Below are 12638 nucleotides of genomic sequence, written 5' to 3' on the forward strand. Positions count from 1 at the left end.
TCGAATTGGGACTGATCCCGCCCGCGCGCGAGGGGCAGGGTGGGCACCATGAGCACACTCGACACCTCGGCGGTATCCCTCGTGGATTCCGTCGTCGCGTCCGTGCTCGAGCCGGCCGCGCCCGCCGCCGATGCGGCGCCGGTCTCCGCTCTGCGTCACGCGAACGGCGGCGTCGCCGGCGTGAGCCTGGCGGATGACGCCGAGGCGGCCGCCCTCGATCGATCTGCTCCCCGCGGCGGTCTGCCGCCGGTCGCCTTCGCGACCCTCTCGCTCGGGCTCGGTTCGATCGCGGCCGTGATGTCGGCCATGCAGGGCACGATGATCGTCGCCGCCGGCGCCGGTCTCGTCGGCATCATCGCCGGGCTGATCGTGCTCACCCGCCGCCGCGGTCGCGGCGAGGCGGTCGCGCTGTTCGGCGCCACCCTCTCGTTCTCGGCCATCGCTCTGGCCCTGATCTTCGGCTACACCTCGGCGCCGATCCCGAGCGAATCCGCTCTCGCCGACACGACGACGGCCGCGTCGGTCACGGGCGACACCGCCGAGGCGCAGCCCGTCGCGTCGCCCGCCTTCGGCCAGACGGTGCACGTCGGCGGCTTCGATGTGACCGTGTCACAGCCCGCCGACTACACGCCCACCCGTCGCGCCATCGGCGACGACCAGGCCGCTCAGCGGGTGATGACCGTCACCGTCACGAACACCGGCACGAAGGCCGCCGACCTCGATCTGCTCTTCTCGGCGTCCGCGAACGGCGTGGCGGCTACGCCGCTCCTCGACCGCCGCGCCGGGATCGACGCCGGCCACACCGGCGAGCTGGATGCGGGCGGCAGCGCCACCTTCCTGCTGGCCTACTCGACGGACGCGCCGGATCAGCTCACCGTTCACGTCGCCTCCGGATTCTCGTCGGCGACGATCGGCTGAGCCGTCGACCTAGCGCGACCGGCGGTCCCGCAGCGCGGCGATCACGATCTGCACCGCCGAGAAGGCGATCAGCAGGGCGAACAGGACGTTCGCCACGATCGGCGACAGTCCGAAGGCGAGCGCGACGCCGCCGAACGACGACGCGACCGCGGCGACGCCGAGCACGAGGCCCTCCGCGGGACGCACCAGGTGGGCCCGCACGTTCGCGATCGTGCCCGACAGTGCCGTGAGGATCATCGCGGCGAGCGAGGTCCCCTTCGCGAGCAGGTCGTTCGCGCCGAAGACGGCGATCAGCACGGGCACGACGAGGATGCCGCCGCCGATGCCGAACAGCCCCGACGCGATCCCCATCACGAGCCCGAGCGCGATGAGTCCGACGACGCTCGGGCCGGTGATCGCGAACTCCCCGCCGCGCGACGGCACCTCGATCAGGGTGCGCACGGCGACGACGACGAGCAGCGCGACGAAGAGCCAGCGCAGCCAGCCGAGCGGCAGCCGTCGCAGCAGCCGCGATCCGATCTGGGCGCCGATGATGCCGCCGACGCCGATGATCGTCGCCGCGATGAGCTGCACCTGGCCGCCCGCGGCGTAGCTCGCGGTTCCGGCGATCGCGGTCGGCACGATCGCGGCGAGCGAGGTCGCGGCGGCGCGGCGGTGGTCGAAGCCGACGATCGTGGTGAGCAGCGGCACCATGATGATGCCGCCGCCGACGCCGAAGAGGCCTGACAGGAAGCCGCCGATCAGGCCGACGGCGAGCAGGCCGATCCAGTGGCGCGCGGGCGAGACGGCGGGGGCGAGCGGAGCGGGCGTATCGGGCATCGTCGCTAGCCTGTCAGACCGTGAGCTACCTGCGGATCGGCGACGACGACCTCTACGAGGAGGTCGCGGGTTCGGGCGACCCGCTCCTCCTGCTGCACGGCGGCTTCTGCTCGCTCGAGCACCTGCGGGCGCAGGGCGACGCGCTCGTCGCCGGCGGGCGTCGCGTGCTCGCCTACGAGCGTCCGGGGCACGGTCGCACGGCCGACGTCGCCGGCGACTACTCCTACGACGTCGCGCTGGCCTCGCTGATCGCCTACCTCGACGCGCACGCGCTCGAGGAGGTGGATGTCGTCGGGTTCAGCGACGGCGCGATCCTCGGCCTGCTGCTGGCGCGCGAGCAGCCCCGCCGCGTGCGCTCCCTCGTCGCGATCAGCGGGAATCTCGACTACTCCGGCTTCAGCTTCGCGGTGGATGCGCCGGACGCCCCGGCGGGGGCGCGTGTGCTGCGGGAACGGGCGGCGCCGGCCGCATCCGCAACCGCCGAGACCGAGACCGACGGCTCGAGCGCCGCATCCGCCGCTCCGCAGCGCGACGCCGAGCGGAGGCACTACGACCGCCTCTCCCCCGACGGCCCCGCGCACGGCGACGTGGTCATGGCGAAGCTCGTGAAGCTCTGGACCGAGCAGCCGCGCATCCACCCGGCCTCGCTCGCCGCGATCACCGCGCGCACGCTCATCCTCTCGGCCGACCGCGACTCGGTGCGGGTCGATCACAGCCTGCTCATCGCCGCCTCGATCCCGGGCGCGCAGCTCGCGATCGTGCCCGGATCCACGCACGACGTGGTCGCCGACCGCCCCGCGCTGGTCGAGACGCTGATCCGGGAGTTCCTCGCCGGCGGCTGACGCCGCCCGCGCGCAGCACCCGAGATCTCAGGCGCGCGTGCGCCGCAGCAGCCAGACGAAGTACGGCGCCCCGATCAGCGCGATCACGAGCCCGGCCGGGATCTGCGAGGGCGCGATCACGGTGCGTCCGAGCGTGTCAGCGATGCAGACGAGCAGCGCGCCGAAGAGCAGCGAGACCGGGATGATGCGCCCGTGCCGCGCGCCGACGAGAGCGCGGGCGAGGTGCGGCGCCACGAGTCCGACGAAGCCGACGACGCCGACCGCGACGACGCTGAGCGTCGCGAGAAGCGCCGCGATGGTGAGCAGCAGCAGACGCGTGCGGCCGACCTGCACGCCCATGAGCCGCGGGGTGTCGTCGTCGATCGCGACGAGGTCGAGCCGGCGACGCAGGCCCACCACGAGCGGCACCGCCACGACCAGCCCGACCGCGATCGGCAGCACGTCGACGAACTCGCGCCCGTACGTCGTGCCCGACAGCCAGGTGAGGATGCGCGGCGTGTTCCACGGGTCGGAGCGCAGCAGCAGGAACGTCGTCAGCGCGCTCAGCCCGTAGCCGAAGCCGATGCCGACCAGCACGAAGCGCTCGGGCTGCAGCCCTCCGCGTGCCGAGAGCAGGGCGACGGCGGCGAAGGTCGCGACGCCGATCACGACGGCGAAGAGCACGAGCAGCGGTCGGCTGCCCCCGAGCGACGTGACCACGATCACGGCGCCGAGGCCCGCGCCGGCGCTGATGCCGAGCACGCCCGGCTCGGCCAGCGGATTGCGCACGGTGCTCTGCACGACCGTTCCGGCGAGCGCGAGCCCGGCGCCGGCGAGCAGCGCCGCGAGCACGCGCGGCACCCGCTCATCGAGCGCGTGCGCGATCAGGTCGGGTGCGGCGCCCTGCAGCCAGAGCGCGACATCCCCCAGCTTCAGCCACAGGCTGCCCGCGAGCACGCCGAGCACGACCGCGGCGACGACCAGCACCGCCGCTCCGACGAGGATCACCACGAAGCGCCGACGCGTACGCGCCCGCAGCTTCGCCTGGGGCGGCGTGCGCGCGGCCGACGCGGCCCGGATGCGCAGCGCGAGCAGCACGATCACGACCGCCCCGAGCAGCGCGGTCGGCACCCCGGTCGGCACCACCGTGGCGCCCTCGGCGCCGAGGATCGCCCGCACCACCGCATCCGCGAGCAGGATCAGCAGCGCCCCGAGCAGCCCCGACACGGGCAGGAACAGCACGTGCCGGTGCAGCGAGCGGATGCGCCCGGCGAGCAGGCGCGCCACGACCGGCGCCGCGAGCCCGACGAACGCGATCGGGCCGGCGACCGTGACCGAGGTGCTCGTCAGCAGCACTGCTCCGACGACCGCGATCACCCGGGTCGAGCGCACCGGAACGCCGAGCGACGCGGCCGCGTCGTCGCCGAGCGTGAGCAGGTCGAGTCGGCGCGCGAGCAGGATGCCGACCGCGACGACCACGGCGATGAGCGGCGCCGCGCGCAGCGATGCGTCGAGATTGAGCTGCGCGAGCGAACCGCTCCCCCACGCGAACAGCCCGGTCGTGCTCTCCTTGAACAGGATCAGCAGCACCGCACTGGCCGCGTCCAGGGCCATCGCCATCGCCGAGCCGGCCAGGATGAGCCGGGTCGTCGCCGTCGCCGCGCCCGCCCCGGCGATCGAGAGCACCACCGCGGCGGCGAGCAGCCCGCCGATGAAGGCGACGGCGCCCGAAGCCCAGAGCGGGATGCTGATGCCGAACGCCGCGACGGCCGACACCGCGAAGTACGAGCCGGCCGTGACCGCGAGCGTGTCGGGCGAGGCGAGCGGATTGCGCGTGACCGACTGCAGCAGCGCGCCCGCGACGCCGAGCGCGACGCCGACGGCGACGCCGGCGAGCAGGCGCGGCAGACGTGAGCCGGTCAGCACGTCTTCGACCGGAACCCCGCCGACCGTCTCCTTCGCCCCCGTCGCCAGGCGCAGCAGGTCGAGCGGGCCGATGCCCGAGGTGCCCTGCGTCAGGTGCCAGGCGCCGACCACGACGACAGCGATCGCGAGTCCGACGAGCACGAGCGCGCCGGCCGAGCCGCCGCGGAGGCCGAGCCGGGGGCGCGCGCTCGTCGCGTTGGCCGCATCGGCCGCATCGGCCGCGACGAGCGCCTCATCCGGACGCGCCGATGCGCCCTCCGACTCGGTGCCGGAAGGCGCATCGCGCTCGAAGGTCGACGTCACGTGGTGGTCATCACTCCGTGTTCAGGCGGGCCACCGGCATCCACCCGCGGCCGCGGCGCTCAGGAACCGAGGATCGTGTCGACGTAAGCGTCGATCGCGAGCTGGTTCGACTTCGGACCACCCGCGCCCCACACGCCGGCCGGGAACGCGTGCGCGCGCTTCTCCTTGACCGACGGCAGCGCGGTCCAGATCGGGCTCTTCTCGAGTTCGGGCACGTAGCTCTCGTCGGTCTCGTCGTTGGAGAAGAACAGGTTCGCGTCGCCGACGGCGGTCAGTCCCTCGATGTCGGTCTGGCCGAGTCCGTAAGCCGGGTCGACGCCGCCCGAGCCGTAGGTCTTGTCGATGTCGTCGGTCCAGGCGCCCTCGAGTCCGAGCTCCTCGCCGAGCGCCGTGAAGAGCGCGCCCTGGCCGTAGGGGCGGATGACGACGTTGCCGCCCTCGATCCAGCCGTCGAAGAAGAGGAACTTCTTGGTCGGCAGCGACACGTCGGCGACCTTCGCCTTCGCCTTCGCGAGGTGCTCGTCGAACTGCTTCAGCACCGCCTCGGCGCGCTCGGTGCGTCCGGTGGCCTTCGCGATCGTCGAGAACACGTTCTTCATGTTGCCGATCGGATCGCTCGTGTCCGACCCCTTGGTCACGAGCACGGGCACGTCGCGCTTGAGCAGGCGGGTGACCTTCTCGTCATCGGCGCTGAAGGCCTCGACGATGATCAGATCGGGCTTCTGGGCGTAGATCGCGTCGAGGTCGGGCTCCTCGCGGGTGCCGGCGCTCTTCACACCCGTCGGAACCGGCTCGGCAGTGACGTAGGTGGCGTAACCCTCGGGGTCGGCGATGGCGACGGGCGTGATGCACAGGGTCAGCGCATCCTCGATCTGCTGCCACTCAAGAACGGCGACGCGCTTCGCGGCGTGCTCGAGCTCGACGGTGCGACCGACGCCGTCGGTGATCGTGACCGGACCGGTGTCGGTCGTCGTCGTGTCGGCCTTGCACTCGGCGGTGGTCGGCTTCGCGGGCGCGTCGGAGCCGGCGTCGGCGACGGTCGTGGTGCCGCAGGCGCTGAGAGCGAGCGCGACGGCCGCGGCCGTGGCGGCCGCGGCGAGCAGGCGCAGTCGGGTCATGGGGTGGATCCTCTCGGGTGGATGCGTGGCACGGCGCTGTCCTGATCGCGATCGGCGCGGCGGTCCGGTCTTCCGACCTTCCGGCGCCGGCGAGCGGATGCTGCTCCGCGTCGCCGGTCCGTTCGCCGCTCGTCGTGCGCTGCTGTGGTGCGCGCGACGCCGGCTCCCGTCGATGGGTGCTGACACGGCGAGGTCCTCGTCTCAGATCAGGTAAGGCTTACCTTGCCTCGAACACCCTAGGTCGCGCGCCGCCGTGTCAGCAACCCGGTCCATCCGACACCCGATCCACGATTCCGGCCACCACTCCCCGTGAACGCCGGACCGCGGCTCGACTCACTGGCGTGCCGCGAAGGCGCCCGGCGTCACGCCGATCACCCGACGGAACGCGGTGATGAAGGTGCTCGCCTGGGCGTATCCGAGCTCGTCGGAGACCGAGTTCACGTCGCCGCCCTCGGCGAGCAGCAGCAGCGCGTGGTGCACCCGCCGCGCCTGCCGCCACTGCGCGAACGAGAGCCCCGTCGCCCGCCGGAAAGCCCGCGTGATGGTCCGCTCGCTCGCGTCGAGCTCGGCGGCCCAGTCCTCGAGCCCGCGCGCGTCGGCCGGATCGTCGAGCAGTGCCGTCACGATCGGCGCGATGCGCGCGTCCTGCGGAACCGCCAGAGCGAGCGGATGCGCGGCCGGCTCGATCACGTCGAACACCACCGCCTCGGCGCGCGCCCGCGCCGCCGGCTCGAGGTCGGGCCGCGCGAGGTGCAGCAGCAGCGATTCGAGCACGGGCGTCATCTCGATCTCGCGCGCGCGGTCGCCGCCGAGCCGCCGCGCGACATCGCCGGGCGTCGTCCCCACCTCGAAGAACGCGTCGAAGAGCTCGCCGCCCGCGGTCAGCCGACCGGCGTGCTCGACGCCCGCCGGCATCCACAGCCCGCGCCCTTCCGCGACGGTGAACACCCGATCCCCGACGCGCGAGGTCATCGTGCCGCCGCGCACCCACACGAGCTCATGCATCGAGTGCGCGTGCGGAGCCCATTCGAGTGGGACGTCCGCCACTTCGGACCCGGTGCGGATCACCCGCGGCGTCGCCTCCCCGCCCGGCGGATCGACGTCCGTCGCCGTGAACGCCCGCACCTCAGTGCCGGGCTCCCGCGCCCATGATCCCCGCGCCTCACCCGAATCGGATCGCACCGAAGTACGACTCCGCGGCGAGCGCGGCGGGGTGGTCATGCGCCCGAGTGTAGAGCGCCGTCGACGCGGCTCCAGCCCGCACCCGGGCAACAAAAATCCCCGACGCTGCCGAGGCTGAGGAAGAAGAACGAGGCTTCGAAAAGCTGGGGTACCTGGACTCGAACCAAGAACAACGGTACCAGAAACCGCCGTGTTGCCAATTACACCATACCCCAAGGCCGTTCCCGAAGGACCGGACCGAGGAATCACTCTACCCTACGCACGAGCCCGCTCTGACCACTCGCCTGGTCCCGCGGTCGGTCCGGGCGCGTCGCCCGTCCGTCCGACCGGGCTCCGCGAGAGGACGCACTGTGCGGCGCGACGCTCCGAGCGAGGGGCGTAAAGCACGTACTCTCGCGGGCTGGGCTACAGCAGCGACTTCGTGTGCCACACCGTCTTGGTCTCGGTGAACTGGCGGATGCGCTCCAGCGACGGCGCCGCCGCATCCGGCCCCTGCTCGGGCCAGGAGACGCGCGTGACGCTCTCCGCGGCCGCCTGCTCGAGGGCGACCCAGTCGAGGTCGCCTGCGCCGACGAGGTCGAGCGCGTCCACGTCCTGGTGCGATGCGAGCCACGGCGCGATCTCGGCCGGCGAGCCGGTGAGCACGTTGACGACGCCGCCGGGCAGGTCGCTCGTCGCCAGCACCTCGGCGAGGCTGATCGACGACAGCGGGAAGCGCTCGCTCGCCACCACGACGACCGTGTTGCCGGTCACGAGGGCCGGGGCGATCGCGCTGACCAGGCCGAGCAGCGAGCTGTCCTGCGGCGCCACGATCGCCACGACGCCCGTCGGCTCGGGAACCGAGATGTTGAAGTACGGGCCGGCGACCGGGTTGGCGTTGCCGGCGACCTGGGCGAACTTGTCGGTCCAGCCCGCGTACCAGACCCAGCGGTCGATGGCCTCGTCGACCTGCGCGGTCGCGGCGGCGCGCGAGACGCCCTCCTGCTGCACGATCTCGTCGACGAACTGCGCGTGACGCCCCTCGAGCACCTCGGCCACGCGGTAGAGCACCTGGCCGCGGTTGTAGGCGGTGGCGCCCGCCCAGCCGCTGACGGCGCCGCGGGCGGCGACGACCGCATCCCGGGCGTCCTTGCGCGAGGCGAGGGCGGCGTTCGCGAGGAACTCCCCCGCGGGCGTGCGCACCTCGAAGGTGCGACCCGATTCGCTGCGCGGGAACTTGCCGCCCAGGTAGAGCTTGTAGGTCTTGGGCACGGCGAGGCGGGTCACTTGGCGGCCTTCCGGGTCGAGGTCTTCGCGGGCTTGGCAGCGGCGGCCTTGGCAGCCGGCGACTTGGATGCGGCGGGCTTGGTCACGGCTTTCGCGACGCGCTGGGCGACCGAGGAGGCAGCACCGGCAGCGCTGCCCGCGCCGGCCGAACCGGAAGCGCCGAGCTCACCCGGCGCGCGCGCCGGAGCCGGCGCATCCGCCGCCTGCAGGTACGCGCCGATGCCCTGGCGTCCGCCCTCGCGGCCGTAGCCCGACTCCTTGTACCCGCCGAACGGCGAGGTCGGGTCGAAGGTGTTGAAGGTGTTCGACCAGATGACGCCGGCCTTGAGCTTGTCGGCGAGGGCGAGCGTGCGCGATCCCTTCTCGCTCCAGATGCCGGCCGAGAGGCCGTAGGGCGAGTTGTTCGCCTTCGCGACCGCCTCGGCGGGGGTGCGGAAGGTCAGCACCGACAGCACCGGTCCGAAGATCTCGTCGCGCGCAACCGTGTTCGAGGTGGCGACGTTCGTGAGGATCGTCGGGCGGAACCAGAAGCCCTCGCTCGGCAGCTCGCACTCGGGGCTCCACGCCTCGGCGCCCTCGGCGATCCCCGCCTGGGTCAGCGCGGTGATGCGCTGCAGCTGCTCGGCCGAGTTGATCGCGCCGATGTCGGTGTTCTTGTCGAGCGGGTCGCCCACGCGCAGGGTGCGCATGCGCTGCTTGAGCCGGTCGAGGAACTCGTCGTGGATGCTCTCCTGCACCAGCAGACGGCTGCCGGCGCAGCAGACCTGGCCCTGGTTGAAGAAGATGCCGTTCACGACGCCCTCGACGGCCTGCTCGATCGGGGCGTCGTCGAACACGATGTTCGCGCCCTTGCCGCCGAGTTCGAGCGTGAGCTTCTTGCCCTGGCCGGCGATCGTCTGGGCGATGCGCTTGCCGACGGCGGTCGAGCCGGTGAAGGCGACCTTGTCGACGCCCGGATGCGCGACGAGCGCCGCGCCCGTCTCCCCCGCGCCGGTCACGATGTTGACCACGCCGGCGGGCAGGTCGGCCTGCTGCAGGATCTCGGCGAACACGAGCGACGTGAGCGGCGTCGTCTCGGCCGGCTTCAGCACGACCGTGTTGCCGGCCGCGAGCGCCGGTGCGATCTTCCACGCGAGCATCATCAGCGGGAAGTTCCACGGGATGACCTGCGCGGCCACGCCCAGCGCGCGCGGGGCGGGTCCCAGCCCGGCGTGGTCGAGCTTGTCGGCCCATCCGGCGTAGTAGAAGAACCACGCCGCGACGGTCGGGATGTCGAAGTCGCGCGTCTCCTTGATCGGCTTGCCGTTGTCGAGGCTCTCGGCCACGGCGAGCTCGCGGGCGCGCTCCTGCACGAGCCGCGCGATGCGGAACAGGTACTTGCCGCGGTCGCGACCGCTGAGGCGCGACCAGGTCGTGTCGTAGGCGCGGCGGGCCGCGGCGACCGCGCGGTCGATGTCGGCCGCATCCGCCGTCGACACCGTCGCGATCTTCTTGCCCGTCGCGGGTGCGATGGTGTCGAAGGGGGCGCCGCTGCCGTCGACGAACTCGCCGTCGATGAAGAGGCCGTAGGCGTCTTTCAGTTTGAGGACCGACGTCGATTCCGGCGCCGGGGCGTACTCGAGAAAGCTCATTGTCCGTATCTCCGCTGGTCTCAGTCGATCGTCACGTAGTCCGGGCCGCTGTAGCGGCCAGACGCGAGCTTCTGCCGCTGCAGCAGCACATCGTTGAGCAGCGACGAGGCGCCGTAGCGGAACAGGTGCGGCACGAGCCACTCCTCGCCCAGCGTCTCGGCGACCGTCACGAGGTACTTGATCGCGTCCTTGGAGGTGCGGATGCCGCCGGCCGGCTTCACGCCGATCCTCTCGCCCGTCCAGCGGTGCCAGTCGCGCACGACCTCGAGCATGAGCAGCGTTACCGGCAGCGTCGCCGCCGGGCTGACCTTGCCGGTCGAGGTCTTGATGAAGTCGCCGCCGGCGAGGATCGCCAGCACGGATGCGCGGCGCACGTTGTCGTAGGTGTTGAGCTCGCCGGTCTCGAGGATCACCTTGAGGTGGGCGTAGCTGCCGTCGGCCTTGCGGCAGGCGTCTTTCACGGCGACGATCTCGTCGAAGACCTGACCCCAGCGCCCCGAGAGGAAGGCGCCGCGGTCGATGACCATGTCGATCTCGTCGGCGCCGGCGGCCACGGCATCCCGGGTGTCGGCCAGCTTGACCGCGCGCGACGCGCGTCCGCTCGGGAACGCCGTCGCGACCGCCGCCACGCTGACCAGCCCCTGGTCGGGGTCGCCGTGGGCGGCGCCGAGCGCCTCGACCGCGTGCGGCACCATGTCGCCGTAGACGCAGACCGCCGCGACGCGCGGCGTCGTCAGATCGCTCGCGTCGGGCACGAGCGCCTTCGCGACGAGCGAGCGCACCTTGCCGGGGGTGTCGGCGCCCTCGAGCGTCGTCAGGTCGATGAGCTCGATGATGCGGTCCAGCGCCCACTTCTTCGAGCTGGTCTTGATCGAGCGGGTGCCGAGGCCGGCTGCCCGCTGCTCGAGGCCCACCGCATCCACGCCGGGCAGGCCGTCGAGGTAGCCCTTGAGGGCCGATTCGCTCACGTCGCCGCCGAGGATGTCGACCGCGCGCTGCGCGGGGGCGACGGCTCGCTCCATGGTCATTCCAGTCGTCCTCTCTTCCGTGCACGCGACAGCGCGAGGCACGGGGTTCCAGGATGTCACGCCCGGGCCGATCGGTCAGCGGCGTCGTGCGTCGTCCTGCGCCGTAGGACCGCGTCGGCAGGGCGTCGAGCGCGGGATCCGTGCGCGCCACCCGGTAGATTCGTGCGGGTGAGTCACCCCGAGCCCCGCCGTGTTCTCGGCTGGCCGGTTCGCACCGTGGTGATCACCGCTGCCGTGGCCGTCGTCGTGCTCGTGGTCGCCATCGTCGCCGCGCGCTGGTGGCGGGGAACCGCCACCGGAACCGACTTCCTCGCGGCCTACCCGGGCGAGGTGCTCCCGGCCGCCGGAACGCCGATCGGCTTCCCGGCCTGGCTCAACTGGTCGCACGCGCTCAACTCGTTCTTCCTGATCTTCATCGTGGCCTCGGGGCTGCGCATCCGCTCCAAGCAGCGCCCGCCGGCGTTCTTCACCCGCGATCCCGAGCGCTTCCCGAAACTGAAGGGGAAGCCGACCCGGCTCAGCATCCACGTCTGGTGGCACCTGGTCGTCGACTCGCTGTTCGTGCTGAACGGCATCGTCTTCGTCGTGCTGCTCTTCTCAACGGGGCAGTGGATGCGGATCGTCCCGCTCAGCTGGGACGTCGTGCCGAACGCCGTATCCGCAGGCGTGCAGTACCTCTCGCTCGAGTGGCCCGTGCACCACGGCTGGACCAACTACAACGGACTGCAGCAGCTCAGCTACTTCGCGACCGTGTTCCTCGCGGCGCCTCTCGCTCTGCTGACCGGCCTGCGCCTCTCTCCCGGATGGCCTGCGGCGTGGAAGCGCGCCTCGGGCGTTCTCGGCGACCTGTTCGCCCGTCGCATCCACGCCCTCGTGCTCTGGTACTTCGTGGTCTTCACGATCGTGCACGTGGGACTCGTGCTCACCACGGGTGCCCTGCGCAACCTCAACACGATGTACGCGGCGCGGGATGCCACGGATGCGATCGGCCTGATCGTCTTCGTCGTCTCTCTGCTGCTGGCGGTCGGCGCCTGGTTCCTCTTCGGCCCCGGTCGCGTCATCGCCATCGCGAAGCGCGCCGGCAACGTGCGCGAGATGCCGGCCCCGAAGAAGCCGTAACGCGCTCTGCGGGACCGGCGCCAGCGGCGCTCAGGGCAGCTGCCGCACGAGTAGCGACTTCTGCGAGACCGGGCTCCGGACCGCAGAACACCCCGTCGATCACCGTCGCCGGCGCGCTCCAGTCGTCCCCTGACGGCATGGCGGAAGGTCTGGCTCATTCGGGTACGGGCGCCTGATGAGCAGCCGCCGAAGCCAGTACACGAGAGCTAGCGCGGCCACGACCAACGGGATGGGATGGGACGGGCCACGCGGTTGAGAACCCCACGACGAGAGCGAGCGCTTCGAAACCGATGAGGGATCCCGCGCCGAGAAAGACACCGGCCGACAGCGTGTGCGCCCGCCACCAGGCGGCGCGGACCAGTCGACGGGACCAGATCATGAGGCCGCTCATCGAACCAGGCTGCGGGCCGCCTCGACGGCGCCTTAAACAAAAGAAGCCCACCCGTGAAAACGGGTGGGCTTCTTTCGAAAGAAGTCCGGCGGTGTCCTACTCTCCCACGAGGTCCC

General features: G+C 71.9%; 10 protein-coding genes and 1 tRNA gene. 3 read left to right on the forward strand and 8 right to left on the reverse strand.

Annotation, left to right across the window (positions count from 1 at the left end; translation table 11 throughout):
• Positions 1–48: 48 nt before the first annotated feature.
• Positions 49–918 carry a DUF4352 domain-containing protein gene (locus FJ657_RS12630; RefSeq protein WP_141164084.1) on the forward strand — a complete coding sequence of 290 codons (870 nt, stop codon included), beginning with the start codon at positions 49–51 and terminating at the stop codon, positions 916–918.
• Between the two features lie 9 nt (positions 919–927).
• On the opposite strand, the gene FJ657_RS12635 is transcribed toward FJ657_RS12630, so the two are convergent.
• Positions 928–1737, reverse strand: coding sequence for a sulfite exporter TauE/SafE family protein (locus FJ657_RS12635; protein ID WP_141164085.1), 810 nt, complete (start codon positions 1735–1737; stop codon positions 928–930).
• A gap of 20 nt (positions 1738–1757) precedes the next feature.
• Here FJ657_RS12635 and FJ657_RS12640 point away from each other — a divergent pair, with 20 nt between their 5' ends.
• Complete coding sequence (locus FJ657_RS12640; RefSeq protein ID WP_219995927.1) at positions 1758–2579, forward strand: alpha/beta fold hydrolase; 822 nt, start codon at positions 1758–1760, stop codon at positions 2577–2579.
• Positions 2580–2606: 27 nt separating this feature from the next.
• On the opposite strand, the gene FJ657_RS12645 is transcribed toward FJ657_RS12640, so the two are convergent.
• The 7 genes from FJ657_RS12645 to deoC all read right to left on the reverse strand — a co-directional run bounded on the left by FJ657_RS12645 (position 2607) and on the right by deoC (position 11012).
• Entirely contained in the window at positions 2607–4787 is a 2181-nt protein-coding gene (locus FJ657_RS12645; protein ID WP_141164086.1) for an iron ABC transporter permease, read from the reverse strand.
• 59 nt (positions 4788–4846) lie between these two features.
• Complete coding sequence (locus FJ657_RS12650; protein ID WP_141164087.1) at positions 4847–5905, reverse strand: iron-siderophore ABC transporter substrate-binding protein; 1059 nt, start codon at positions 5903–5905, stop codon at positions 4847–4849.
• Between the two features lie 333 nt (positions 5906–6238).
• Positions 6239–7126, reverse strand: a complete 888-nt coding sequence (locus FJ657_RS12655; RefSeq protein WP_141164088.1) for a helix-turn-helix transcriptional regulator — start codon at positions 7124–7126, stop codon at positions 6239–6241.
• A 104-nt stretch (positions 7127–7230) separates the two neighbouring features.
• Positions 7231–7302, reverse strand: a tRNA-Gln gene (locus tag FJ657_RS12660).
• A gap of 190 nt (positions 7303–7492) precedes the next feature.
• Entirely contained in the window at positions 7493–8353 is an 861-nt protein-coding gene (locus FJ657_RS12665; protein WP_141164089.1) for an aldehyde dehydrogenase family protein, read from the reverse strand.
• Positions 8350–9984, reverse strand: a complete 1635-nt coding sequence (locus tag FJ657_RS12670) for an aldehyde dehydrogenase family protein (protein ID WP_255447325.1) — start codon at positions 9982–9984, stop codon at positions 8350–8352. Before FJ657_RS12670 ends, FJ657_RS12665 begins: the two co-directional genes overlap by 4 nt.
• A gap of 20 nt (positions 9985–10004) precedes the next feature.
• Positions 10005–11012 carry a deoxyribose-phosphate aldolase gene (gene deoC / locus FJ657_RS12675; RefSeq protein ID WP_141164090.1) on the reverse strand — a complete coding sequence of 336 codons (1008 nt, stop codon included), beginning with the start codon at positions 11010–11012 and terminating at the stop codon, positions 10005–10007.
• A 168-nt stretch (positions 11013–11180) separates the two neighbouring features.
• Between deoC and FJ657_RS12680 the strand changes: the two genes are divergently transcribed.
• A complete protein-coding gene (locus FJ657_RS12680; RefSeq protein ID WP_255447326.1) occupies positions 11181–12131 on the forward strand; it encodes a cytochrome b/b6 domain-containing protein in 951 nt (316 codons plus the stop codon).
• Positions 12132–12638 lie beyond the last annotated feature (507 nt).

The sequence above is a fragment of the Schumannella soli genome, assembly GCF_006517435.1.
GTDB classification, from domain to species: Bacteria; Actinomycetota; Actinomycetes; order Actinomycetales; family Microbacteriaceae; genus Schumannella; species Schumannella soli.